Annotated in this window: 25 protein-coding genes; 10 read left to right on the top strand and 15 right to left on the bottom strand. The window is 62.5% G+C overall.

Translation table 11 applies throughout. From position 1 onward, the window contains the following. The first annotated feature begins 8 nt into the window (after nucleotides 1–8). Nucleotides 9–353: a hypothetical protein gene (locus K3174_RS07155; RefSeq protein WP_221557361.1), complete on the top strand. Its 345-nt coding sequence runs from the start codon at nucleotides 9–11 to the stop codon at nucleotides 351–353. Here the strand turns inward: K3174_RS07155 and mnmA are convergent. After that, nucleotides 350–1,504, bottom strand: a complete 1,155-nt coding sequence (gene mnmA, locus K3174_RS07160) for a tRNA 2-thiouridine(34) synthase MnmA (protein ID WP_221557364.1) — start codon at nucleotides 1,502–1,504, stop codon at nucleotides 350–352. The two genes, K3174_RS07155 and mnmA, sit on opposite strands and share 4 nt — an antisense overlap. Nucleotides 1,505–1,573: 69 nt before the next feature. Between mnmA and K3174_RS07165 the strand changes: the two genes are divergently transcribed. The 6 genes from K3174_RS07165 (at nucleotide 1,574) to K3174_RS07190 (ending at nucleotide 8,826) form a co-directional block, all read left to right on the top strand. Further along, entirely contained in the window at nucleotides 1,574–1,903 is a 330-nt protein-coding gene (locus K3174_RS07165) for a hypothetical protein (RefSeq protein ID WP_221557366.1), read from the top strand. Further along, the gene (gene sciP / locus K3174_RS07170) at nucleotides 1,900–2,199 is read left to right on the top strand and encodes a CtrA inhibitor SciP (RefSeq protein WP_221557367.1); all 300 of its coding nucleotides are present in this window, start codon (nucleotides 1,900–1,902) and stop codon (nucleotides 2,197–2,199) included. Before K3174_RS07165 ends, sciP begins: the two co-directional genes overlap by 4 nt. Before the next feature lie 150 nt (nucleotides 2,200–2,349). Continuing rightward, nucleotides 2,350–2,613, top strand: a complete 264-nt coding sequence (locus K3174_RS07175; RefSeq protein WP_221557370.1) for a GlsB/YeaQ/YmgE family stress response membrane protein — start codon at nucleotides 2,350–2,352, stop codon at nucleotides 2,611–2,613. A gap of 248 nt (nucleotides 2,614–2,861) precedes the next feature. Continuing rightward, nucleotides 2,862–4,064: an efflux RND transporter periplasmic adaptor subunit gene (locus K3174_RS07180; protein WP_221557372.1), complete on the top strand. Its 1,203-nt coding sequence runs from the start codon at nucleotides 2,862–2,864 to the stop codon at nucleotides 4,062–4,064. A gap of 14 nt (nucleotides 4,065–4,078) precedes the next feature. Further along, the gene (locus K3174_RS07185) at nucleotides 4,079–7,549 is read left to right on the top strand and encodes an efflux RND transporter permease subunit (RefSeq protein ID WP_221557380.1); all 3,471 of its coding nucleotides are present in this window, start codon (nucleotides 4,079–4,081) and stop codon (nucleotides 7,547–7,549) included. A gap of 65 nt (nucleotides 7,550–7,614) precedes the next feature. Beyond that, nucleotides 7,615–8,826, top strand: coding sequence for a DUF445 domain-containing protein (locus K3174_RS07190; RefSeq protein ID WP_221557382.1), 1,212 nt, complete (start codon nucleotides 7,615–7,617; stop codon nucleotides 8,824–8,826). 9 nt (nucleotides 8,827–8,835) lie between these two features. Here the strand turns inward: K3174_RS07190 and K3174_RS07195 are convergent, their stop codons facing one another. From K3174_RS07195 to K3174_RS07205, 3 genes are read right to left on the bottom strand one after another with little or no spacing between them, the layout of a single operon-like run. After that, the gene (locus K3174_RS07195; RefSeq protein WP_221557384.1) at nucleotides 8,836–9,729 is read right to left on the bottom strand and encodes an energy transducer TonB; all 894 of its coding nucleotides are present in this window, start codon (nucleotides 9,727–9,729) and stop codon (nucleotides 8,836–8,838) included. 59 nt (nucleotides 9,730–9,788) lie between these two features. Next, nucleotides 9,789–10,718, bottom strand: a complete 930-nt coding sequence (locus K3174_RS07200) for an electron transfer flavoprotein subunit alpha/FixB family protein (RefSeq protein WP_221557386.1) — start codon at nucleotides 10,716–10,718, stop codon at nucleotides 9,789–9,791. 27 nt (nucleotides 10,719–10,745) lie between these two features. After that, entirely contained in the window at nucleotides 10,746–11,492 is a 747-nt protein-coding gene (locus tag K3174_RS07205) for an electron transfer flavoprotein subunit beta/FixA family protein (RefSeq protein ID WP_221557395.1), read from the bottom strand. A 204-nt stretch (nucleotides 11,493–11,696) separates the two neighbouring features. Here K3174_RS07205 and K3174_RS07210 point away from each other — a divergent pair, with 204 nt between their 5' ends. Next, entirely contained in the window at nucleotides 11,697–12,209 is a 513-nt protein-coding gene (locus K3174_RS07210) for a DUF6265 family protein (protein WP_221557396.1), read from the top strand. A gap of 13 nt (nucleotides 12,210–12,222) precedes the next feature. On the opposite strand, the gene sucC is transcribed toward K3174_RS07210, so the two are convergent. After that, on the bottom strand, nucleotides 12,223–13,422 hold the full coding sequence (sucC, locus tag K3174_RS07215; protein WP_221557398.1) for an ADP-forming succinate--CoA ligase subunit beta: 1,200 nt from the start codon (nucleotides 13,420–13,422) through the stop codon (nucleotides 12,223–12,225). Between the two features lie 117 nt (nucleotides 13,423–13,539). Here sucC and K3174_RS07220 point away from each other — a divergent pair, with 117 nt between their 5' ends. Further along, nucleotides 13,540–14,316 (top strand): 3'(2'),5'-bisphosphate nucleotidase CysQ, encoded by a 777-nt coding sequence (locus tag K3174_RS07220; protein WP_221557400.1) that lies wholly within the window; start codon nucleotides 13,540–13,542, stop codon nucleotides 14,314–14,316. A 62-nt stretch (nucleotides 14,317–14,378) separates the two neighbouring features. Here K3174_RS07220 and K3174_RS07225 read toward each other — a convergent pair whose 3' ends face one another. Then, nucleotides 14,379–15,068 (bottom strand): YiaD family glycine zipper/OmpA-like lipoprotein, encoded by a 690-nt coding sequence (locus K3174_RS07225; RefSeq protein WP_221557402.1) that lies wholly within the window; start codon nucleotides 15,066–15,068, stop codon nucleotides 14,379–14,381. A gap of 181 nt (nucleotides 15,069–15,249) precedes the next feature. On the opposite strand from K3174_RS07225, the gene K3174_RS07230 reads away from it, so the two are divergent. Next, entirely contained in the window at nucleotides 15,250–16,563 is a 1,314-nt protein-coding gene (locus K3174_RS07230) for a hemolysin family protein (RefSeq protein ID WP_221557404.1), read from the top strand. A gap of 226 nt (nucleotides 16,564–16,789) precedes the next feature. Here K3174_RS07230 and K3174_RS07235 read toward each other — a convergent pair whose 3' ends face one another. From K3174_RS07235 to K3174_RS07275, 9 genes are all read right to left on the bottom strand, one after another. Beyond that, on the bottom strand, nucleotides 16,790–17,212 hold the full coding sequence (locus K3174_RS07235) for a DUF3035 domain-containing protein (RefSeq protein ID WP_221557406.1): 423 nt from the start codon (nucleotides 17,210–17,212) through the stop codon (nucleotides 16,790–16,792). Next, nucleotides 17,212–17,760: a signal peptidase II gene (gene lspA, locus K3174_RS07240; RefSeq protein ID WP_221557408.1), complete on the bottom strand. Its 549-nt coding sequence runs from the start codon at nucleotides 17,758–17,760 to the stop codon at nucleotides 17,212–17,214. Before lspA ends, K3174_RS07235 begins: the two co-directional genes overlap by 1 nt. Further along, nucleotides 17,757–20,756 carry an isoleucine--tRNA ligase gene (gene ileS, locus K3174_RS07245; RefSeq protein WP_221557418.1) on the bottom strand — a complete coding sequence of 1,000 codons (3,000 nt, stop codon included), beginning with the start codon at nucleotides 20,754–20,756 and terminating at the stop codon, nucleotides 17,757–17,759. The genes lspA and ileS overlap by 4 nt, the downstream gene beginning before the upstream one ends. A 256-nt stretch (nucleotides 20,757–21,012) precedes the next feature. After that, a complete protein-coding gene (locus tag K3174_RS07250) occupies nucleotides 21,013–21,939 on the bottom strand; it encodes a bifunctional riboflavin kinase/FAD synthetase (RefSeq protein ID WP_221557421.1) in 927 nt (308 codons plus the stop codon). 9 nt (nucleotides 21,940–21,948) lie between these two features. Further along, entirely contained in the window at nucleotides 21,949–22,602 is a 654-nt protein-coding gene (locus tag K3174_RS07255) for a dihydrofolate reductase (protein WP_221557423.1), read from the bottom strand. Nucleotides 22,603–22,714: 112 nt separating this feature from the next. Continuing rightward, a complete protein-coding gene (locus K3174_RS07260; protein ID WP_221557425.1) occupies nucleotides 22,715–23,770 on the bottom strand; it encodes a 5-(carboxyamino)imidazole ribonucleotide synthase in 1,056 nt (351 codons plus the stop codon). Beyond that, nucleotides 23,770–24,252, bottom strand: coding sequence for a 5-(carboxyamino)imidazole ribonucleotide mutase (gene purE / locus K3174_RS07265; RefSeq protein ID WP_221557427.1), 483 nt, complete (start codon nucleotides 24,250–24,252; stop codon nucleotides 23,770–23,772). The genes K3174_RS07260 and purE overlap by 1 nt, the downstream gene beginning before the upstream one ends. Before the next feature lies 1 nt (nucleotide 24,253). Further along, a complete protein-coding gene (gpmA, locus tag K3174_RS07270; protein ID WP_221557429.1) occupies nucleotides 24,254–24,940 on the bottom strand; it encodes a 2,3-diphosphoglycerate-dependent phosphoglycerate mutase in 687 nt (228 codons plus the stop codon). A gap of 33 nt (nucleotides 24,941–24,973) precedes the next feature. Beyond that, nucleotides 24,974–25,117 (bottom strand): hypothetical protein, encoded by a 144-nt coding sequence (locus K3174_RS07275; RefSeq protein ID WP_221557431.1) that lies wholly within the window; start codon nucleotides 25,115–25,117, stop codon nucleotides 24,974–24,976. Nucleotides 25,118–25,187: the final 70 nt, after the last annotated feature.

Raw genomic sequence — 25,187 nt, forward strand, 5'->3', positions numbered from 1 at the left:
AATCCCGCTTGGCAACGGCCAAAACACGCTCCCGCAAATCGCGCCGCTGGCTGTGGCTGGTCCTGTTGGTCGTCGCACTGCTCGGCGCTGCCTGGTTCGCCTGGGGCGAAGGCTTGCGCAAGACCGGCGGTGTCGGGTCGGCCTATGCGGCGCGGGTAGGATGCTCGTGCCGCTTCGTCGCTGGACGCAGTCTCGACGATTGCACCAAGGACAAGCTCGAAGGGATGGAACTGATTTCGCTGAGCGAGGATCCCGAAGCGAAAAGCGTGACCGCGTCGATTCCGTTCATTGCCTCGGACACGGCAGTATACCGCGAAGGTTATGGCTGTGTATTGCAGGAGTGGCGCGATTAAGCGGCGACCCGCGTCGTCGAATCGATCCAGCCTCCGCCCACGACCCTGTCGCCGGCATAGATCACCGCCGCCTGGCCCGGCGCCACGCCGAATTCGGGATCGGCAAAGCGGACGGTGACTCCCTTCCCGTTGCCGAGCGACCCGTCGAGCATAATGGGGACTGGCTTGGCGAGACTGCGAACCTTGGCTGTCAGGGGCAGGTCGGGCAGCGGCCCTATGCGATTGGTTTCGACGATATGCGCTTCGCAGACGGCTAGCATACGCTTCGGGCCGACGAGGACCTGCGCCTGAACTGCATCGATCCCCACCACATAGAGCGGTTCGGGCTGCCCGCCGATTTCCAGCCCGCGCCGCTGGCCGACCGTATAGTGGATCACGCCTTTATGCTCGCCCAGCATTTCGCCGGTGGCGGCATGAACGATCGGGCCGGGGCGAGCGCCTTCGGGCCGCATCTTCTTGACGATCTTGGCGTAGTCTCCATCGGGAACGAAGCAGATATCCTGGCTGTCGGGCTTGGCTGCATTGCGCAGGCCCGCGCTTTCCGCCAGCTCGCGCACCTCGGCCTTGGGCATCCCGCCAAGCGGGAAGCGCAAGAAATCAAGCTGCCCGTCGGTGGTTGCGTAGAGGAAATAGGACTGGTCGCGAGCCGGATCGGCGGCGCGGTGCAATTCGGGCCCGGCAGCGCCCAGGATGCGGCGGACATAGTGGCCCGTGGCCAGGCAATCGGCTCCCAGTTCGCGCGCCATATCGAGCAGATCGGTGAACTTCGGGCCCATATTGCAGCGGATACACGGCACCGGTGTGCGCCCGGCCAGATAATCGTCGGCGAATGTTTCGACCACTTCTTCGCGGAAGGCGCTCTCGTGGTCGTGAACGTAGTGGGCGATGCCCAGCCGTTCGGCTACGGCCCGCGCATCGCGGATGTCGTCGCCCGCACAGCAGGCGCCCTTGCGCCCCGTCGCTGCGCCGTAATCGTAAAGCTGCAGGGTGATGCCGACGACCTCGGCTCCCGTGCGCGCGGCCAATGCCGCAACCACGGAACTATCGACGCCGCCCGACATCGCGACGACGATACGGCATTGGGCTGCCGGTCTCGGCAGGTCGAACAGCGCGGCGGCCTGATCCGGCGAAAGGGTTTCGGTTGCGGGCATGAAGCGCCCCATACACGCCTTGCGCGCTTGCGACCAGTAGTTGCCCGTAACGGCGCGATCGGAAGCTTCATGGAACGTTTACCATACAGCGTTATTCACAATGGCATGTTTGAGGGGCACATCAACAGAGCGGACTTTCCGGAACCGCGCGAAAGCACGGTTTTGCGGCAGTTTCGCTGGACCGACCTGGTAGCGAAGCTCGCCGCGACTCGGGAGCTTCGCGACGAGCTCGCGAAGGTCGACGGCGGGTTCAATGCGTTCGGCGAAGCGCGCCGCGAAGGCGTTGACGACAGTAAACCGTCGCTTAACCATGATGATTTAAGTCATGGCAAAACGAGCGGGCTAAGCCTTGGGGAAGCCGCAAGCGATGCGGCGCAAGGCGATAGAGAGAACAAATGATCGAAAACCAGGACATCCGCCCTGCGCAAGTCATCGGCCCACTCGGGGAGCCGCTGACCCTTCGCGACCTGCCTTCGCCTACCACGAAGCGCTGGGTCGTTCGTCGCAAGGCCGAAGTCGTGGCAGCGGTCAATGGCGGCCTATTGACGATCGACGAGGTCCTCGAGCGTTATTCGCTCAGTCTTGAAGAATTCGCCTCGTGGCAACGCGCGGTCGACCGGTCGGGCATGCAGGGGCTGCGCGTAACTCGCATCCAGCATTATCGCGACCTGTACGAGCGCCAGCTGAAGTACTGACCCTCCCTTTCCGCCCGCCTTGCCGGACGGGAACCAAACATCAATCCGCACGCTCCAACTGCATTCCCGTCAGGAAATGCGGGGAACCGTTCGTCCCACCGGCCCGTTGAATGGTCGCACGGGTTGACGGGATAAACAGGAGGAATTGTAATGGGTTGGATTATCGCAATCATCGTTGGCGGCATCATCGGCTGGCTTGCCAGCCTGGTCATGAACCGTGACGCATCGATGGGCATCTTCTGGAACATCATCGTCGGCGTTGTGGGTTCGTTTATCGGCAGCTTTCTCGGCTCGCTCATCGGTGTCGGCGCAACGCTTACTACCTTCAGCGTACCGGGCCTGCTCATGTCGCTCCTTGGCGCGATCGTGCTGTTGGGTATCGCCAACATGGTTCAGCGCGGCCGCGTTCGCTAAGCGTCCATAAAACAACATTATCCAACATTATCGATGGGTGGGGCGTCGGACGGCGCCCACCCTTTGTTTTCGAGATTGGACCTGTGTTGTGCCTGGGCGACATTCGTCAAGCCATGCATGCCTCTGGTCGAAGCCTCGATTGCCCTGCGTTCGGCCTGCGTCTATCGCACATGGCGAATATCTTGCGCTAAGTGATATAGCAATGTAATACACTGCCTATCCATAGCGCTTCTGGGGCAGGGTAAAACATGAACTACGAATCTGGAGTAATGGCCGAAAGAGGCGAGCCGATAACGATCGGTCTCGACAATGAGCCTGCCGAATTCGAGGATTCCGCCCGCCGTAGCAAGCGTCGTCTGATAATCATTGGTTCGCTGATCGTGCTCGCACTGGCCATCGGTGCCTTCTTCGTGATGCGCGGGAGCGGCACAACCACGCCGGTCGGCGACGAGAATGCTCAAGCCCCCACCGTGACCGTTATTACCCCTGGCAAAACCACGGTCGACGGTCAGATCACCGCCACCGGGACGCTGTCGGCGCGTCGCGAAATGCCGGTCGGCGTCGTCGGCGAAGGTGGTCGCGTGGTGTCGGTGCCGATCGATGCCGGTGACTGGGTACGGCAGGGGCAGGTGCTTGCCAGCATCGACCAGTCCGTTCAGACCCAGCAGGTCCAGAGTGCCGCCGCCAATATTCAGGTCGCCCAGGCAGATGCAAATCTCGCCCAGGCCAATCTCGATCGCGCGCTGCAACTGGTCGAACGCGGGTTCGTCTCCAAGGCCGATATTGATCGCTTGACCGCGACGCGCGATGCCGCAGTGGCCCGGGTCCGTGTGGCGCAGGCACAGCTCGGTGAATTGCGCGCTCGCAACGCGCGGCTCAACATTCTCGCGCCTGCTTCGGGCTACGTGCTCGAACGCAACGTGGAGCCTGGGCAGACCGTCAGCGGCGGTGCTGCGCCACTCTTCAGGATCGCGCGCGGCGGCGAGATGGAGATGCTGGCGCGGCTGGGAGAAGACTCGCTCGCATCCATGTCGGTGGGGACTACGGCGCAAATCCGCCCGGTCGGCACCGACCAACTCTTCACCGGCCAGGTCTGGCAGATTTCGCCGACGATCAGCCAGGAAGACCGCCAGGGTACCGTGCGTATCGCGCTTTCCTATGCGCCGGGCCTGCGTCCGGGAGGCTTTGCCACCGCGACAATCTCCAGCGGCACGGTCGTGGCGCCGATCCTGCCCGAGAGCGCTGTGCTTTCCGACCGCGACGGACCATACGTCCTGATCGTCAACGGCGAAAGCAAAGCGGAACGTCGCTCTGTAACGACCGGTGCCGTTACCTCGCGCGGTATCGTGATAACCGATGGCCTTACCGGCAGCGAAAAGGTGGTGTTGCGCGCTGGCGGCTTCCTGACCGAAGGCGAGACCGTCAAGACACAGATGGCCGAGGCCGATTGACCGGGGGCAAGTAGATGAATTTCCGCAATATCTCCGCCTGGTCAATCCGCAACCCTGTCATCCCGCTGGTTGCATTCACGGCGCTGCTGCTCGCTGGCCTGATCAGCTTTGCGCGGATGGACGTGGTCAACAATCCCGATATCGAATTTCCCGCGGTCAACGTTTCGATCTCGCAACCCGGCGCGGCGCCGACGGAGATCGAGAACCAGATTACCCAGCTGGTCGAATCGGCTGTCCGTTCGATCAATGGGGTCAACTCGATCAATTCGACCGCAAGCGAAGGCAATTCGAATACCTTTATCGAGTTCGAAATCGGCACGGATCCCAACGATGCGGTCGCCGAGGTAAAGAATGCGGTCGACCAGATCCGCAGTTCGCTGCCAGACGGCATTATCGAACCCCAGGTGACCAAAGAGGAGATTTCCGGCGGCTTCCTTGCGATCTACGCGGTCGAGGCGGACGATATGACGATCGAGGGGTTGAGCTGGTTCATCGACGACACGGTGGCCAAGCAGCTCCTCGGCATCGAAGGCATGGCCGAGGTTGACCGTTTTGGCGGGGTGGACCGCGAGATCGAAGTTATTCTCGATCTGCCCAAAATGCAGGCGCTGGGCGTTACCGCAAGCCAAATCAATGGCGTGCTGCGCCAGAGCAACATCGACGCCGCAGGCGGTGCGACGGAAGTCGGCGGGACGAAGCAGTCGGTTCGCGTGCTTGGCAATAGCGACGACGCTTATGCGCTCAGCCAGCGCCAGATCCAACTTGGCGGCGGCCGGACGATCAAGCTGGCCGATGTTGCTCGCGTGCGTGATGGCTATTCGGAACGGACCTCGATCAGCAAGGTGCGCGACAAGGAAGTCGTCAACTTTGCCATGAGCCGCGCCAAGGGTGCGTCGGATGTGACGGTATATGACGATGCGCTCGAAAAGATCGCCGAGATCGAGGCGGAAAACCCGGGCGTGAAGTTCATCCCGCTGTTCAATACGGTCAAATATACCGAGAACCAGTACGAAAGCGCCATGGCAGCGATGATCGAAGGCGCGATCCTCGCCGTGGTCGTGGTATTCTTCTTCCTGCGTGATTGGCGCGCGACCGCGATCTCAGCGGTCGCGATCCCGCTGTCAGCGATCCCGACCTTCTGGTTCATGGATTTGCTCGGCTTCAACCTGAACCAGCTTTCACTGCTGGCGCTTGCGCTGGTCGCCGGCGTGCTGGTCGACGACGCTATCGTCGAGATCGAGAATATCGTCAGGCATATGCGGATGGGCAAGACGGCCTACCAGGCGTCGATAGATGCGGCCGACGAAATCGGCCTGCCTGTTGTAGCGACCAGCTTCTGCATCGTTGCCGTGTTCTTTCCGGTCGGCGCAATGCCGGGCATATCGGGCCAGTTCTTCAAGAATTTCGGCTTCACCGTCGTCGTGGCAGTTCTGATGTCCTTGGCTGTCGCGCGCATGATCACGCCGATGCTCGCGGCCTATTTCCTCAAGGCGCATGGCCAGGCGGCGCATGGTGAAGGTCCGATGATGGACCGCTACATGAATGTGCTGCAGTGGTCGCTCAATCGGGGCAAGATGTATGCCGCCCGCGAAAATATCGAAGGGCCGCGCCATCGCTGGCTTTACGTTTTGTCGCTATTCCTGGTGGTGCTTGCAGCGTTGGCCATCTCCGCAATGGTGACCTTCGCTCTGTCCGGCTTCATCCAGGGTTTCGGCGTGACCACCATGATTGCGGGTCCCGGCGCGAATATCGGTGCCGAAATTCTCGCCAAGGTGGTCGGTATCCTTCAGCTTGCGGTGCCGCTGATCGCCGGCTTGGTCGCCACGCTCGCCTTCTTCCGTATACTCGGCTTTATAGTCCGCCGCTTTGGCGATCACATGGCGCAGGCGTGGCAGTATCTGTACGCGCGCTTCCTCGATCATCGCGTATGGATGCTCGGCGTAGGCTATTTCTCCCTGCTGTTCACTATCCTGCTATTCGGGATTGTTCCGACACAGTTTCAGCCCGTGATCGATGACGAGAACAGCCGGGTCGAAATCGAAATGGTGCCCGGTACGACGCTCGAAACGACCGAGCGCGTGGCTGACCGCGTCGCACAGATCCTCTATGATCAGCAAGAGGTCGAAATCGCGCTCGAGCGGGTGCGCGAAGGACAGGCAACGATCTACGTGACCCTGCGCCCCGATCGAGAACGAACCTCGATCGAATTCGAACGTGGGCTTGCGCCGACTTTCGCGCAAATTCCCGACGCCCGCGTTCGCTTTGCGTCGCAATCGGGCGGTTTCGGCTCGGGCCGCGACATGACAATAATGCTCGCTGGATCGGATCCCGAATTGCTCAATCAGACGGCAGCGACGCTGGTCGAGCAAATGAAGGGGATCGGCATGCTGGTCGCCCCGCGCATCAGTGCCGACATCAATCGGCCCGAACTGATCATCCAGCCGCGCGAGGATCTTGCAGCCGAACTCGGCGTGACCACGATTGCGCTCAGCCAGACGATCCGTATCGCGACCTTGGGCGAAATCGAACAGAACGCAGCGAAATTCTCGCTGTCGGACCGTCAGATTCCGATCCGCGTCAAGCTGCCCGAACAATCGCGCGAAAGTCTTGAAACGATCAAGAACCTGCCCGTGCAGACCGCAAGCGGCGGCTCGGTGCCTCTGTCGCGCGTTGCCGACATCTCCTTCGGCTCCGGACCCACCACCATTCAGCGTTACAACCAGAACCGCCGTGTGTTGGTCGGTGCCGACCTCGCGCAGGGTGTGGTCAAGGGAGAGGCGCAGGCCAAGCTCGACGCCCTGCCTATCCTGCAGAACCTGCCGCAGGGCGTGATCCGCGATGCGGTTGGCGAGGATGAATGGCAGGCCGAATTGATGACCAGCCTGCTGATCGCCATCGTTTCGGGTGTCCTGCTGGTATTCGCGGTGCTGGTGCTGCTTTACAAGCGCTTGATGAGCCCGCTGGTCAACATGACCAGTCTCGCGCTCGCCCCGCTTGGTGGCATCCTGCTTGTCTGGATTTTCGGCCAGCCGCAATCCATGCCGGTCTATATCGGCATCCTGCTGTTGCTCGGCATCGTCTCGAAGAACTCCATCCTGCTGATCGATTTTGCGATCGAGGAAATGGACAAAGGCACGCGCAAGCTCGACGCCATTATCGATGCCGGCCACAAGCGCGCGCAACCGATCGTCATGACGACGGTCGCGATGACGGCGGGCATGGTTCCTACCGCTCTGTCGGGCGTGTTCGGGGGAGGCGATGGCGCCTGGCGTGCCCCCATGGGTACGGTGGTGATCGGTGGCCTGCTGCTCTCGACCCTGCTCACCTTGCTGATCGTTCCGGCTGGCTTCAGCTTGGCGGATGGCTTCGAGAAACGCATCGGACCATGGCTGCGTACGCGCATGCTGACCTACAAGGAAGGCGATGACAAGCGAGGTCCTATTGGTGACGGCTCGGCCGAACCCGGAGTCGAACCCGCAGAGTGAATGTCCGCTTGCCAGCGGGTCGGCACGTTACCGGTCCATCGATCCCGCCTGATCGCGCGCGCGCAATGCGCCGGACGGCGACCGGGCTGATCGTGCTGATGGCGGCGCTCTTCCTGTGGTCGGGCCGCTTTCTCGATGCCCATCCCGCCTGGGGCTATCTTCATGCTTTCGCCGAGGCTGCGATGGTCGGGGGACTGGCGGACTGGTTTGCGGTCACCGCCTTGTTCCGCCACCCGCTCGGCCTGCCCATTCCGCACACGGCGATCATTCCCGAAAACAAGGATCGCATCGCCGATACGATGGCGGGGTTCCTGCGCGAGAACTTCCTTACTCCCGCCGTGGTCGGCCGGCGGATGGGCTCGATGAATCTCGCGCAGGCCGTTGGCAGCTACCTGGCCGATCCCAAGGCCACGAAGGATTCACGCATTCGCGCCGGTGCGGGCGAACTGGCGATCGAGGTACTCGAATCGCTCGATCCAGACCGGCTCGGCACGCAGGTGCGCAGCGGGATAAAGGCGCAGCTCGGCAGGCTGGAGATTGCGCCGCTGCTTGGCGGTATGCTCGAAGCGATGATCGCCGATGGGCGTCACAAGCCGCTAATCGACAAGATCATCCGTTGGGCCGGCCTGGTGCTGGAAGACAACGAGGCGATGGTACGTGACATGGTGCACAGGCGCGCGAATGCCGTGCTGCGCTTTACCGGCCTCGACGAGCGGCTGGCGAACTCGGTGCTCGATGGGCTCTACAAGCTGTTGGCGGAGGTTCTGGTCGATCCCGAGCATCCCTTGCGCGACAAGATCGAGGAAGGTCTGCACGAACTCGCCAGAGGTCTGCGCGAGGATCCGGAGATGCAGGAAAGGGTCGAGCGCATGAAGCGCGAGCTCCTCGAGAACCCTGCAATCGGCGAATGGTGGCAGGGCGTGTGGGAGCGGCTGCGTGCCAATCTCATCGGTGCGATCCGCAACTCCGACGCGCCCGGCCGCGACTATATCGGACAGACGCTGGGCGAGCTTGGCGCCGCGCTGCGCGACGACGAACGGCTGCAAAGGCAGGTCAACCGCTTCGCCCGCCGCACTGCCGTGGGCGTTGCGACACGCTATGGCGACCAGATCGTCCGGCTGGTGTCCGAAACCGTACGCCGCTGGGATGCGCAGACAATCACCGACCGCGTCGAAAACGCAGTCGGCCGCGACCTCCAGTTCATCCGCATAAATGGCACGCTTGTCGGCGGACTGGTCGGAATGACCATCCACACGCTGGATGTTTACGTGATCTAAGCTGCGCTTTCAGTAAAGCTGGTACGACACCCGAACCGCGTAGTATGACGGGATAGGTCGGTTCTGAAGGTCGGTAGCGGGCTTGAACTTCGCACTTTCCAGGAAAACTACACACGCGCTGTCGTCGAACCGTTCTGCCTTGGTGACCGAATCCGTATGGCATTTTGCCACAGTCCCATCGGCTTCGACCATCACACGAATTTGCAGACTCGCCTGCGAGCCATGCATTTCGGCTGCCTTGGGATATCGTGTCTGAACAAGGCGTACGACCTGTTCGAGGTTGACGATCTCGGGCTCCGTCTTGCGGGATTTCATGGTTTCGATATCCGCTCCCCAATGAGTCACGAGATTCTCCATGCAGGCGTTCATTGCGTCGAACACGGGTGCCAGATTACCCGTGTTCAGCCGATAGGCACGACCTGCGCGCGATACTTCGATCCAATCGATGCCCTTGCCTTGTTCAGATGACAGGCTCGGCAGCCCAACCGGTTCGGCGCTATTCTCGTCCTTCGCCCCGTCTTCTGCGTTGGACCATCCCTCGAAACCGTTCCCGCCGACAGCTTTTCCGAAATTTTCCATGGTCAGATTTATCTTCGGCCTAAATTCGTAAGGCGCTTGTCCCGGCCCAAATTGAATAGTGAATCTGTGGCTGGCATTCAGTCGGTCAATCAATGGACCTCCAATGACCCATTCGAACTCGTCCGACGGCGCATATTGCTCTAAATAGAGCGCTGTTTTGCCACCGTCTTCGCCAAAAATTCGCCCAATGCGACAGCGTGTTTCACCATAGTCGATTTGCCAAGTCGAGCTTGGCTCCAGAATTACGGGTTCCCTTGCCGCAGCGGCAGCCGGTTGCGCGGCTATTGAAATTAACAATGCTGCGGAGATGATGCGACCCAACATGAATAACCCTCCTACCGGTGCCCGGTAGGAGGGTTATTCGATTTCGGTGACAATGCAATTCAGAGCTTTTCAGTCAACTCCGGAACCGCCTTGAACAGGTCTGCGACGAGGCCGATGTCGGCGACCTGGAAGATCGGCGCATCCTCGTCCTTGTTGATGGCAATGATCGTCTTGGAATCCTTCATCCCGGCGAGGTGCTGGATCGCGCCCGAAATGCCGATCGCGATATAGACTTCGGGGGCGACGATCTTGCCCGTCTGGCCGACCTGGTAGTCGTTGGGAACATAGCCCGCATCGACTGCCGCGCGGCTCGCGCCGATGCCGGCACCAAGCTTGTCGGCGAGCGGGGTGATGACCTGTTCGAAGGTTTCGGAATCCTTCAGCGCGCGGCCACCCGACACGATCACCTTGGCGCTGGTGAGTTCCGGGCGGTCGCTCTCGGCGATCTCTTCGCTGACGAAGGTCGATATCCCGGCATCGGTCGGGCCGGACACGTCCTCGACACTCGCCGACCCGCCTTCGGGCGCGGCCTTTTCGAAGGCCGTGCCGCGAACGGTGATAACGAGCTTGGCGTCGGAGGACTCCACCGTCGCAATGGCGTTCCCGGCGTAGATCGGGCGGGTGAAGGTCTTGTCGCCCTCGATCGAAAGGATGTCCGAGATCTGCATCACGTCGAGCAGTGCGGCGACGCGCGGGGCGATGTTCTTGCCGGTGGTGGTCGCGGGCGCGACGAAGGCGTCGTGCTCGCCCATCAGATCGGCCACCAGCGGTGCGATGTTTTCGGCCAATGCGTGCTCGTAAGCCGCATCGTCTGCGAGGTACACCTTGCCGGCGCCCGCGATCTTGGCGGCTTCGTCGGCCACCGCACGACAGCCCGATCCCGCGACGAGCAGGTGGACTTCGCCCAGCTCGGCAGCGGCGGTGACGGCGGCGAGCGTCGCGTCAGCGACGCTCTTATTGTCGTGTTCGACCCAAACGAGGGTGTTCATATCCGTGTTCCTTCTCGTTCGTGTGACTCAGGCTATGCCGAGCGCTTTGATCTTGGCGACCAGCGCGTCGACATCCTCGACCTTCTCGCCCGCCTGGCGGACCGGCGGCTCGGAGACATTGGTGGTCTTGAGACGCGGCGCCGTGTCGACGCCGTAATCGGTAGGGGCCTTGGTATCGAGCGGCTTCTGCTTCGCCTTCATGATGTTGGGGAGCGAGGCATAGCGCGGCTCGTTGAGGCGTAGATCGGTGGTGACGATGGCCGGCAGGGCGAGTTTAACCGTCTGCAGCCCGCCATCGACTTCGCGCTTCACGGTGACGCTGTCGCCATCGACCTCGACGGTATTGGCGAACGTGCCCTGGGGGCGGCCCATGAGGGCGGCTAGCATCTGGCCGGTCTGGTTCGAATCGTCGTCGATCGCCTGCTTGCCCAACATCACGATGCCGGGCTGTTCTTCCTCGGCAATGGCCTTGAGGATCTTTGCCACCGCCAGCGGCTCGACCTCGTCGTCGGTCTGCACCAGGATCGCGCGATCGGCACCCATGGCGAGCGCGGTGCGCAGTGTCTCCTGCGCCTTGGCGGGGCCGATGCTGACGGCGATGATTTCCTCGGCCTTGCCCGCTTCCTTGATGCGGATGGCTTCCTCGACGGCGATTTCGTCGAACGGGTTCATGCTCATCTTGACGTTGGCAAGATCGACGCCCGAGCCGTCGGCCTTGACCCGCGGCTTGACGTTGTAATCGATCACCCGCTTGACGGGGACGAGGATTTTCATCGGTGTTACCTTCCTCTCGACTTGAAACTGTGGCGCTCGCCTAGCTTGCGTTTACGTAAACGTCAAGCAAGGCGATGGAGCCGTATACGACCCTCGCCTTGGTCCCTCGCTCGCGCGGCAGGGCAGGTCAAGCGGCGTCGGCACCAGTCTTTACTATGGTTGGCGCCGGGCATAGTTTCATTGGGTCGAGACAGGAGGTGTTCGATGCGCGTCTGGGCCATTGCCGCAAGCTTCGCAGCGCTATGCGCAATGCCGGTTTCGGCGCAGGAAACCCGCACCGTACCGGAGGACCACACCCCGCCTCCTGCCACACTCGACCAGATGCATTGGCTCGCCGGTCAATGGGCGGGTGAGGGGATAGGCGGCCAGCCTGCCTATGAGAGCTGGCTACCTCCGACCGGGGGCACGATGATCGGCACCTTCGTCCAACTGGCCGACGCAGACACCGTCCGTTTTACCGAGCACATGTATCTGATGGAAGAAGGTGGCTCGCTCGTGTTGCGTCTCAAGCACTTCAATGCCGACCTCACCGGTTGGGAAGAGAAGGACGATATGCTGACCTTCGACCTGATCGCTCTCGAAGACTGCGCAGCCTATTTCCGCGCGCTGACGCTGCGTTGCGACGGCGAGGAAGGCCTGCTGGCGGCCGTCCGCATGACGCGCGAGGGCAAACCCGCAGGCGAGCTGGTCTTCCGCTTCAAACGGATGGAGCGATAGGCGAGAGCGGCGCTCAGGCCGCCTTCTTCACCTCGGCAACGATCTTCCTGGCCGCATCGCCCAGATCGTCGGCGCTGACGATCGCGAGACCCGAATTGTCGAGTATGGCCTTGCCTTCTTCGACATTGGTGCCTTCGAGGCGGACAACCAGCGGAACGGAAAGGTTCACGTCCTTCGCCGCCTGCACGATGCCATTCGCGATCACGTCGCACTTCATGATGCCGCCGAAAATGTTGACGAGGATGCCTTCGACCGCCGGGTCCTTGAGGATGATCTTGAACGCCGCGGTGACCTTCTCGGTGGTCGCACCGCCGCCGACGTCGAGGAAGTTCGCCGGGAAAGCGCCGTTGAGCTTGATGATGTCCATCGTCGCCATGGCGAGGCCTGCGCCATTGACCATGCAGCCGATATTGCCGTCCAGCTTGATGTAGGCGAGGTCGTATTCGCTCGCTTCGACTTCGGCGGGGTCTTCTTCGGTCACGTCGCGTAGTGCTTCCACATCCTTGTGGCGGAACAGCGCATTGCCGTCGAAACTCATCTTGGTGTCGAGCACCAGCAGATTGCCGTCCTCGGTTTCGACCAGCGGATTGATCTCGAGCATCTCGCAGTCGAGGTCCATGAAGGCGGTGTAGAGCTGCTTGGCCAGCTTCTGCGCCTGCTTGTTGAGGTCGCCCTCAAGCTTGAGCGCGAAGGCCACCGCGCGACCGTGATGCGGCATGAAGCCCTGCGCCGGATCGATGGCGATCGTGGCGATCTTTTCGGGCGTCGAATGGGCGACCTCCTCGATATCCATCCCGCCTTCGGTCGAGACGATCATGGCCACGCGGCCGGTCGCGCGATCGACCAGCATGGAGAGGTAGTATTCGGACGCGATGTCGACGCCGTCGGTGACGTAAAGGCTGTTGACCTGCTTGCCAGCATCGCCGGTCTGGATCGTCACCAGCGTATTGCCGAGCATTTCCTTGGCATTGGCTTCGACGTCCTCGATGCTCTTCGACAGGCGCACGCCGCCCTTCGCATCCGCACCCAATTCCTTGAACTTGCCCTTGCCACGGCCACCAGCGTGGATCTGCGCCTTCACGACGTAAAGTGGCCCGGGAAGCTTCTTGGCACCTGCGACGGCTTCTTCAACCGAGAGGGCGGCATGTCCTGCCGGGATGCCGATGCCGTATTTTGCGAGCAGTTCCTTGGCCTGGTATTCGTGAATGTTCATGAGAAGCTTCGTCCTTCGCGTGACGCGCGTGGGGGAAAGAGAGTCGCGAGCGCCATAAGCATGTCTGGGCGCGCTTGAAAAGGCCCGCTTTCGGGTGCAGGCAGCAGCCATTCTTTCATGATCGATAGCCAGCGCCTTGAATCCATCGTCTCCGAAGCCGGACGGATCGCGTACGATCTGTGGCCCGGGGCGGGCAACGAGCTGGATGCATGGGAAAAAAGGCCGGGCGATCCGGTGTGCGAAGCGGATCTCGCGGTCGATGCCTTTCTCAAGCGCGAACTGGGAATTTTGCTGCCATCGGCTGGCTGGCTGTCGGAGGAAACCGCCGACGATCCCGCGCGCCTTGGCAACGATCTGATCTGGCTGGTCGACCCGGTCGACGGGACGCGCGACTTCATCCGCGGCCGTACCGGTTGGGCGGTTTCGGTCGCTCTGATCAGCGGCGGCAGGCCCTTGATCGGCACGCTTTGCGCGCCTGCCCGCGGCGAAACCTGGCAGGCGATGGCCGGACAAGGTGCCTATCGCAACCGCCGGAAGCTCATCGCCAGCATGCGCAAGGAATTCGCGGGATCACGCGTTCCAGCGCACGCTTTACCGAAGACCGACGCCGATCTGGTCGCCGTCGACCAGCCCAATTCGATCGCCCTACGCATCGCCATGGTCGCCGCCGACGAAGCGGATCTCGTCGCGACCGTTCGCTGGGGCTTCGAATGGGATATCGCCGCGGCCGGCCTGATAGCGCGCGAAGCGGGGGCCGCGGTCAGCGATGCCCATGGCGGCAAGCTCCACTACAACAAGCGCGATCCCCGTGCATTCGGTGTGCTGGTCAGCGCGCCGGATATTCATGAGGCTGCGGTAGAGCGCCTCGCAGCGCGCGTTGCAGCCGCACAGTAAAAAGGGGCCGCGTGAACCGGCCCCAGTTGGTGCGACATCCCGAAGGGTTCGGTGCCTTACATTCACTGAGACTGTGCAGCTTCGACATCCTGTTGGTCGAACGGAATGATCTTGATTTCGACGCGGCGGTTCAGCGGTTCGTTGACATTGTCGCCGGTCGAAACCTTGAGTCGTGTTTCGCCGAAACCCATCCAGCGGATGCGCGATGAACTGACGCCTTGCGAAATGAGATAATTGGCCACGGCCTGTGCGCGCTGTTCGGACAGGCGCTGGTTCGATTCGGCCGAACCGGTGGTGTCGGTATGGCCGTACACATCCACCAGGCTGTTGGGATACTGGCGCAGGCTGCCGGCCACGCGATCGAGTAGCTCACGGAAGCCCGGCGAAATCGTGTAGCTGCCGGTAGAGAAGGTAACGCCGTCGGGCAGATTCACGAGGATCGCTTCGCCGCCATCGGTTTCCGAGACGTCCACGCCCGATCCGGCCGTCTGTTCTTCGAGCTCCTTGATCTGCTGATCCATCTTGTAGCCGACGACGCCGCCGGCGACGCCGCCCGCGGCCGCGCCGATAATACGGCCGGTCTTGCCGCCGATCACTCCGCCCAGCAGGCCGCCGGCCACTGCGCCGCCGACCCCGCCGAGAACCGTGCGCGATACCTTGCGTTCGCCCGTATTCGGATCGGTGACGCAAGCGGATACGGTCATCAGCGACACGGCGGCAAGGCTGGCGGTAAGGATGCGCGACTTATTCATATACTCTTCCCCTTCTTGATCGGCAGCCGACCAGATGGGGCCGTGCCGTGCGAGTGGTACGGGACGCGCCCACTCGCGTCTCTCATCCTCAAACCTTCAAGGCCCGCAGCCGTTCCAATGTTGCGCAGATAAGTAGCGCGGGGCGCTGGCAGCCTTGCGCTTTTGTGCTAGCCAGTGCCGCGTGACACCCTTTCCCCTGACAGACCTGTTGATCATAGCCGGGCTTATCGTCCTCAATGGCGTATTCGCCATGAGCGAACTCGCCATCGTTTCCGCCAAGACTTCGAGCCTTCAGCAGGCAGCGTCGAAGGGCAGCGGCGGGGCGTCAACCGCAATCGCGCTCGCTGCAGATCCGGGTAAGTTCCTGTCCACGGTGCAGATCGGCATCACCCTGGTCGGTATCATATCGGGCGCCTATTCGGGCGCCAGTCTTGGCGGGCCGGTGGGCGAGCGTCTGGCCGTGCTCGGCGTTCCGGAGCGTTACGCCGAGGAAATCGGCTTCGCCTCGGTCATCGCGCTGACAACTTATGCGACGCTGGTCATTGGCGAACTGGTCCCCAAGCAGATCGCCCTGCGTGCCGCCGTGCCGATCTCGATCGTCATGGCGCAGCCCATGGCGCTGCTGGCGCGGGTGGCGGCGCCCCTGGTCTGGCTGCTAGACGCGTCGTCCGGCGTGCTTATCCGCTTGCTCGGTGTGCGCTCCTCCGGGCAAAGCGCGGTGACGGCCGAGGAACTGCACATGCTCTTCGCCGAAGCGACCCGCAGCGGAGTGATCGAAAGCGAACAGCACCAGATGTTGCAGGGCGTCGTCCGCCTGGCGCAGCGGCCGGTACGCGAATTGATGACGCCCCGTACCGAGGTCGACTGGATCGATGCCGACGCGGATGCCAATGCGATCCGGGCGGTACTGGACACCAGCCCCCATTCGCTCCTGCCGGTGGCCGAAGGATCGCCCGACAAGGTTCTGGGCGTAGTGAAAGTGCGCGAGATCCTGACCCGCCTCGTCATGAAAGATCCGGTCGACCTGCGCTCCCTCATGGTCAAGGCGGAGGTGGTGCCCGATCAACTCGATGCGGTCGATGCACTCCGCGTGCTGCAGCAGGCCGAAGTCCCCATGGCGATGGTCCATGACGAGTACGGCCATCTCGACGGGATCGTGACGCCGGTCGACCTGCTGACCGCGCTGGTCGGCGATTTCGTGAGCGACCAGGATGGCACCGACGGCCCAGGCATCGTCGAGCGCGAGGATGGCAGCCTGCTGGTGTCCGGCTCGCTATCCGCCGATGTGCTCGCCGATCGGCTGGCGCTCGAATATGGCGAAGATCGCGAGTTCGGCACGGCTGCCGGGTATGCGCTGCACGTCCTCAAGCGCCTGCCGATCGAAGGCGATCACTTCACCGACCAGGGTTGGCGCTTCGAAGTGGTCGACATGGACGGCCGACGGATCGACAAGCTGTTGGTGAGCGGCGAGGGGAAAGCGGAGAACGCGGGATAGAATTTCTGTGTTTCGGACCGACCTCCGGAGTCTTTTGTTCAGACCCTCAAACGCCGGGCGCCGCACGTCCATGCGGCTTGGCTTCCTCGCATAAGCTCGGGCGCGCGGTCGCGCTTGCCTCGGCTGCGGCTCGGATAATTTCGCCAGTCGATCAGACTGCGTCAGATCCGGGCCGGTGGAGGCCCGGCAAGGACGCACCGACGGAGGTCGGTGCGAAAAGCAAAAATCAGCCGGGTATAACCGCGCTTGCCGTTGCGCCGTCGCCTTCGGGTGCGGCGATGATGTCGCGGGTCACGCTGCCCTTGGCCACGGTGGCGGTCTGCGCATCGCCCACGGCGCTACGGATGCCCGGGTCGGACGTGCCGGCGCGTTCGAGCAGGCTGGTTTCGACACTGCTGCGCGCCTGCGGGCCGCCGAACAATGCTTCGAGAGTCTGCGAAGCGGCCGTGCCTTCGCTCGGGCGAGGCGCGCCGGGGGCGGGCGGAGTGAGGTTGAAATCGGGCGGAACCACCAGCGGCGCCTGGCGCTGCACGGCAAATTCGTCGGGCCGCTGGCGGTCGAGGAAGCCGCCGCCGCCGCACGCTGCGGTCATGGCGCCGAGGCCGGCGAGAATCGCGAATCTTGGGGCGAAACGGGCGAATTTTGTCATCACTTGCTCTCCGCGGCATCGGCCGCCTTGCTGTTCATGAGGCTGCCGGCCTCTTGCTCATCCTTGTCGCGCATGAAGAAGGCGCGCGCAAGGACGATGACTACGCCGATGGTGATAGCCGCATCGGCGACGTTGAAAATAAGGAAGGGGCGGAATTCCCCGAAATGCAGATCGGCAAAGTCGACCACATAGCCCAGCTCGTACCGGTCCTTGATATTGCCCAGTGCCCCGCCGAGGATCAGCGACAGCGCAAGGATGTCGCCGATCAGCTTCTCGCGCAGCATCCAGACGGTGACGACCAGCGCGATCAGCGCAGTCACCAGCACCAGGCCCCAGCGCATTTCCGGGCTGGTCGCCTCGAACATGCCGAGCGAGACGCCGAAATTGCGGGTGAAGCGCAGGTCGAAAAAGGGCAGCAATTCCATCGCATCGCCGATCTCGTCGATACCCAGTGCGTCGGTGACGTAGCTCTTGCTCCACTGATCGACGGCGAAGATGCCGAGCGCGACCACGCAGCCGATCAGGCGGTACTTCAAAATCGCATTCATTGGGCGGCATCCAGTTGGGCGACCACGGGTTCGCAGCGATCGCACAGATCGCCGTCTTCCGCGACGGAGGGGAGGAGGCGCCAGCAGCGCCCGCACTTGCTTTCGGATGTCCGCGTGACGGTCACCGCCTCGCTATCGCCGCGCGTGACTGACGCGGTGATGAACAGTTCGGCAAGATCGGCATCGGTGAAGCCGTCGGGCACCATGCTCGCCGGTACCACCACATCGGCCTCCAGGCCGGACCGGATCACCTTATCGCGCCGCAGCGGCTCGATCGCTTCCATCACGTCTTCGCGCAACTCGCGCAGCGTGCTCCACTTTGCGCCGTCGGCGCTCACACCCGGCACATTCGGCCATTCGAGCAGGTGGACGCTACCCCCGTCCGGATAGCGCGTCCCCCACACTTCCTCGGCCGTATAGACCAGCACCGGCGCCGCATAGCGGACCAGCGCATGGAAGAGGATGTCCAGCACCGTCCGATAGGCATTGCGCCTTACACTGTCCGGCCCGTCGCAATAGAGGCTGTCCTTGCGGATATCGAAATAGAAGGCCGACAGGTCCTCGTTGCAGAAATCGACCAGCAGGCGGGTATAGGTGTTGAAGTCGTAGTCATCGACCGCCTGGCGCAGCTTGCCGTCGAGATCGGCCAGCAGCGCCAGGACGTAGACTTCCAGCTCCGGAATCGCGCCCGTATCGCCCATGTCGCCGACGAACCCGTCCAGCGCGCCCAGCAGATAGCGGAAGGTGTTCCGCAGCTTGCGATACTGGTCGCCCACGCCCTTCAGGATTTCGTCGCCGATGCGGTGGTCTTCGGTGAAATCGACGCTCAGCGCCCACAGGCGGATGATGTCGGCGCCGTATTGCTCCATCACCTTGAGCGGATCGATCGTGTTGCCCAGGCTCTTGGACATCTTGCGCCCGTCGCTCGCCATGGTGAAGCCATGCGTCAGGATCTGGTTGAAGGGCGCACGGCCGCGCGTGGCGCAGCTTTCCAGCAGGCTGGACTGGAACCAGCCGCGATGCTGGTCGCTGCCTTCCAGATAGAGGTCGGCGGGCCATTGCATTTCCGGCCAACGCCCGGATTCGAGCACGAAGGCATGGGTGCAGCCCGAATCAAACCAGACGTCGAGAATGTCGCTGACCATCTCATACTCGTCGGGATCGTAACCGGACCCCAGGAATTCGGCCTTGCGGGCGTCGTCCCACGCATCGACTCCCTCTTCGCGCACGGCGGCGATCACGCGTGCATTGACGTCGCGGTCCTGCAGATACTCGCCGGTGCCGTTCTTCACGAACAGCGTGATCGGCACGCCCCAGGCGCGCTGGCGCGACAGCACCCAGTCGGGGCGGCCCTCGACCATCGACCCGATGCGGTTTCGGCCCTTTTCCGGCACGAAGCGCGTATCGGCGATGGCCTGCATGGCGAGCTGGCGCAGCGTCACGAGCGGTTCCTGCGCGCCGCCTTCCGATTCCCAGCGCTGCTCTGCGCGATTGTCGACATGCTCCAGGATGGGCTTGTCCATCGGCACGAACCATTGCGGCGTGCAGCGGAAGATGACCTTGGCCTTGGACCGCCAGCTATGCGGGTAGGAATGCTGGTAATCCTCGCTGGCGGAAAGCAGCGCCCCTGCCTCGCGCAAATCCGAACAGATCGGGCCTTCGGGCGCATTGAACGGCTTGTTGATGACGCTGCGGCGGCGTTCCTTGCCCTCGGCATCGACATCGCCTGCGCCCAGCCATTCCCAGTCGTCGCGATAGCGCCCGTCGGCCATGACCGCGAAGACCGGCTCGATGCCATGCTCGCGGCACAGCAGGAAATCGTCCTCGCCATGGTCGGGCGACATGTGGACGAGGCCCGTACCGCTGTCGGTGGTGACGAAATCGCCGGGCAGGAAAGGGCGCGGATTGGCGTAGAATGCGAGCGCCTTTTCCATTTCCCCGTTTCGGCCGTCACCCCGGACTTGATCCGGGGTTGTGCTTCCTTCGTCCGCCGTTCCCGAAGAGGAGCCCTGGCCCGGGTCAAGCCCGGGCCGACGGGATTTGAGAAGGTTGTAAATCGGGTGGCGGGCGACGGTTCCGGCGAGGTCGGAGCCTTTGCCAGTCCAGACGCGATGCTTGTACTCGAGTGGGAGATCAGCTCGCTCAGCAAATTCGCCGCTGAGCGGAAGGGCAAACAAGTATTTTTTTCCTTCAATACTGACGCAAGTGTACTCGACCTCCGGCCCATAGGCGACCGCCTGGTTCACCGGGATCGTCCACGGCGTCGTCGTCCAGATCACCGCATGTGCGCCGACCAGTTCGGGAACCGGCGATTCCACGATCTCGAACGCCACGTCGATCTGGGTCGAGGTGATGTCCTCGTACTCCACCTCCGCCTCGGCCAGCGCGGTTTCCTCGACCGGGCTCCACATCACCGGCTTCGATCCGCGATAGAGATTGCCCGCCTCGGCAAACTTCATCAGTTCGGCCACGATGGTCGCCTCGCTGTCGAACTGCATGGTCAGATAGGGATTGTCCCAGTCCGCCATGATGCCCAGCCGCTTCAGCTGTTCGCGCTGCACATCCACCCAGTGCTGTGCATAGGCGCGGCATTCGGCGCGAAATTCCTTCGCCGGGACCTCGTTCTTGTCGAGTTTCTTCTTGCGGTACTGTTCCTCGACCTTCCATTCGATCGGCAGGCCGTGGCAGTCCCATCCGGGAACATAGGGCGCGTCCTTGCCCAGCAGGTTCTGCGTGCGGCAGACGATGTCCTTCAGCGTATGGTTCAGCGCATGGCCGATATGCATGTCGCCATTGGCGTAAGGCGGGCCATCGTGGAAGATGAACTTCTCCCGCCCCTTCCGTGCCTCGCGCAGCTCCTTGTAGAGCTCCTCCGTTTCCCAGCGCGCGGCAATACCTGGCTCCTTCTGGGGGAGGCCGGCTTTCATGGGAAAATCGGTCTTCGGCAGGAAGACGGTATCTCGGTAATCGCGTTTGGTGTCGGTGGACTCTGGCATAGCTGTGCGCCGCTAACCGAATTGCGCCGTGTAGGAAAGGGTTTCGCGCAGAGGCCGCAGAGGAGCCGGGGCCGCAGAGAGACGCTCCACCCGCGCAGCGGCTTCCGGTTTTTCACACGAAGACACGAAGGGGGCAATCCCGGCTGCCACCTGGCGCAACATCTTCGTGGCTTCGTGTGAGATAAATTGCGGCTTCGCCGCGTAGGTCACTCTGTGGCCTCTGCTCCTCTGCGCTCTCAGCGCGAAACAGCGGCCGCTAGGCCAGCAACCGCCGCGCCTCGTCGCAATCCTTCTCCATCTGCGCCACCAGCGCATCGAGGCTGTCGAACTTCGCCTCGCCGCGCAGGAAATGGTGGAAGGCCACCTCGATCTCCTGCCCGTAGAGATCGCCCGAAAAGTCGAAGAAATAGGGTTCGAGCAGTTCCTTGGGCGGATCGAATTGCGGGCGGATGCCGATATTGGCGGCGCCCTTGAGCCCCTGCCCGGTGGCGAGGATGCGCCCGGTCACCGCGTAGATGCCGTATTTCGGACGCAGGTAATGTTCGACCGGCAGGTTGGCGGTGGGATAGCCGATCTCCCGCCCGCGCTTGTCGCCATGCTGCACTACGCCGCGAATGGCGAAGGGGCGGGTGAGCAGCCGCGCCGCCTCCTGCGGGTCGCCTCCGCGCAGGGCGTCGCGCACGCGGCTCGACGATACCGGCTCGCCCCGGTCCAGCACCGGCGGCACCGCACGCGCCTCGATCCCGACATCCTTGCCGAGGCTCACGAGCTTCTCGAAATTGCCGCCTCGCGCCTTGCCGAAGGTGAAATCCTCGCCGGTGACGACGCCCGCCACGCCGAGCTGATCGCCCAGCAGCTTGCGAACGAAATCCTCCGCTGTGGTGCCCGCCAGCTCGCCATCGAAATGAAACACCAGCATCGCGGTTGCCCCTGCCGCGAGATAGAGCTCCTGCCGCTGTTCCAGCGTCGTCAGCCGGAAGGGCGGCGCATCGGGCTTGAAATGGCGTACCGGATGTGGGTCGAAAGTCGCGATGATCGAAGGGCGGCCTTCGGCGCGTGCCCACCGGATCGCCTCGCCCGCCACCGCCTGGTGGCCGAGGTGGAAGCCGTCGAAATTGCCCAGCGCGACGATCGCGCCGCGCAGCGATTCGGGCAGCGGCTCGCGGTGATCGAGGTATCTCATGCTAAAAAGTTATGCGAACAGTTTTAGAGGTTCACCTGTTTTAGTTGCTCGGCGAGATTTCGGCGGCAATTTTGGCTTCGATAGATGATTGCGTCTTTGAAAATCAGCGACGATTTTAGCTCTGCGAGCTTCAACTTCATTAGAAGCTTTATGCTTCAATTCAAACACTTGAAAGTCAAATTCATCCGCTCCCTCAGAAGGCACCCGCTCGACTTCCAACTCCCGACGATCCCAATCCGATTCCTCACCAAATATAGACTGGTCGAAAAAGGCATCAGCTAACGGGAATCGAGCGTTGACGATGGTCAAAAGGTAGCGATCAACGTAGGGCGCGAATTGCGAATACGTCTGCGCTCCACCGATGACGAACGCTTCTTTGCCTACCCACTTCTCTCTTGCGAACAGCGCCTCGGCGATGCTGTGCACATGGTGACAGCCTTCGTGGTCGGGGAACAGCGAGGGAGTGTGTGACAGAACTAAGTTCTCCCTGTCTGGTAGACACGAGCCTAGGGAGTCGTAGGTTTTCCGACCCATTATAATAACGTTCTGTTTCGTTTTGGACTTGAAGAACCGCAGGTCGGATTTGAGCCGCCATGGAAGGCGGTTCTGTATGCCGATTGCACCGTCGAGTCCAACTGCCACGATTGATGTAAGTGTGGTCATGTCATGTCCCCGGTGACGTAGCGCCATTAGAATCTTGAAAGGCCGATACAGCAAGAGTCCTTTATGCAACACTGCGGAAAGGGCTGTCTAAAGCCTGTGCATAGACTCGTGTCTATCGTTCCAGCTGCGTCACATGGCCCATCTTGCGCCCCTCGCGCACCTCGGCCTTGCCGTAATCATGGAGATGCGTGTCGGGCTGCTCAAGCCACTGGTTTGCCTGGTCAATATCCACCCCGATGATATTGGTCATGGTGACCCTTCGCGCTACCGTCGCGGTATCGCCCAGCGGCAGGCCCACCACCGCGCGGATGTGGTTTTCGAACTGGCTGGTGACGGCACCCTCGATGGTCCAGTGGCCCGAATTGTGCACCCGGGGCGCCATCTCGTTGAACACCGGCCCGTCGCGCGTGGCGAAGAATTCGAGGGTCAGCACCCCCACATAGCCGAGCGCATCGGCGACCTGCCGGGCCAGTTCGCGCGCTGCGCCGACCTGCGCCTCGATAGCCTCCCCGGCCGGCAAAGCGGAAGTTGCGAGGATGCCGTCTTCATGCGTGTTGCAGGTCGAATCCCAGAAGCGAATCTCGCCGTCCCGTCCGCGGACGAGGATGACCGAGAATTCGGCCGCGAACTCGACGAAGCCTTCATAGACCAATGGTGTGTCGGGCAGGCGGATGCCCTGCGCATCGCGGATGGAACCGATGCGCCACTGGCCCTTGCCGTCATATCCGTCGCGCCGCGTCTTGAGAATGCCGGGCGCGCCCAGCCTGTCGATCGCACTCACAAGATCGGCGTCCGTATCGACCTGGGCATAGGCTGCAGGCCTCCCGCCCAGCTCCTCGACGAAGCGCTTCTCATTCAGGCGATCCTGCGCCGTTTCGAGAGCGCGCGGATGCGGGAAAATGCGGCCTTCCGGCATGGCCCGAGCAGTTGCGACGGGGACGTTCTCGAACTCCCACGTCACCACGTCGCACCTGGCGGCAAAAGCTGCGAGCGCGGCGGCATCGTCCCACGTGTTCGCGAAGACATCGTCGCAAACTTCGCGCACCACATTGTCGCCCTCGGGCGCATAGGCGATTGCCCGATAGCCCAGCTGCGCGGCGCTGATCGCCATCATCCGGCCAAGCTGGCCGCCGCCGAGAATGCCGATGGTGCTTCCGCGCTTGAGCATCAATCGACGGGGCGTTCGGTGACGGCTGCGCTGCGCGCTGCGCGCCAGTCTTGCAGGCGCTGCGACAGCGCGGCATCGTGATTGGCAAGAATGGCCGCGGCAAGCAGCCCGGCATTCGTCGCGCCCGCCTTACCGATGGCGAGCGTGCCCACCGGCACGCCGGCTGGCATCTGCACGATCGACAGCAGGCTGTCTTCGCCGGAAAGCGCTTTCGACTGCACCGGCACGCCGAGCACGGGAACATGCGTCAGCGCCGCGATCATGCCCGGAAGGTGGGCCGCGCCGCCTGCGCCCGCGATGATCACTTCGAAACCGGCATCCGCTGCGCCCTTCGCAAAATCGTACATCCGGTCGGGCGTGCGGTGAGCCGAAACGATCCGGACATCGGTCTCGACGCCGAGTTCCGCGAGCACCTCGGCGGTGCAGGTCATGGTTTCCCAGTCGGACTGGCTACCCATGACAATGGCGACCTTCGCGCTCATCCTAGGCGTCCTTCAGATAATAGCGCTTGCCCGACACGGTGGTGCCATCGAATTCGTAGATGATCGGCTGCCCCGTCGGGATCTCGAGCCCGGTGATCTCGTCGTCGGAGATGTTCGAGAGGTGTTTCACCAGCGCGCGCAGGCTGTTGCCATGGGCGGAAATGATGACAGTCTCGCCCTTGCCCAGCAGCGGCAGGATGGCGCTTTCCCAATAGGGCAGCACGCGTTCGATCGTGAGCTTTAAGCTCTCGGTACGCGGCACGTCGATGCCGGCGTAACGCGGATCGTCGGCGAGATCGAATTCGCTGCCCGCCTCCATCTCGGGTGGCGGAACGTCGAAGCTGCGGCGCCAGATATGGACCTGTTCGTCGCCATGCTTCTCGCGCATCTGCTGCTTGTCGAGACCGGTGAGGCCGCCATAATGCCGCTCGTTCAGGTGCCAGTCGCGCGTCACCGGGATCCACAACCGATCGCAGGCTTCGAGCGCGATATTGAGCGTCTTGATCGCGCGCTTCTGCACGCTCGTGAACGCGGTGGTGGGCAGCACGCCCTTGGCTTTCATCAACTCGCCGGCGTCGTGTGCTTCGGCTTCGCCCTTATCGGTCAGGTCGACATCCCACCAGCCGGTGAAGCGGTTGGCGAGGTTCCACTCGCTCTGGCCGTGGCGAACGAGGATCAGTTTCGACATGATTACTCCGGTTTCCCCTAGGAGCAGTGCGCGTTAGCGCTCCGTTTCTTCATTGGGAAGGCTTGTCTGGTCCGATTCGCGGATTTCGCGCCCCTGCGCTCTCCTGCGCCGCAGGTTCTCGCGAAGTTTCGCGGCAAGGCGCTCTTCGCGGCTCGATTTGTCGTTCTGGCTGCCCATCGCGCAAGCTTTCGCCAATTTTGCGGCGCGGCTCAAGCGAAGGTTGACTTATCCGCCGTCTCTGCCAATA

Origin of the sequence: Qipengyuania qiaonensis, from assembly GCF_019711515.1 — a bacterium.
Taxonomy (GTDB): domain Bacteria; phylum Pseudomonadota; class Alphaproteobacteria; order Sphingomonadales; family Sphingomonadaceae; genus Qipengyuania; species Qipengyuania qiaonensis.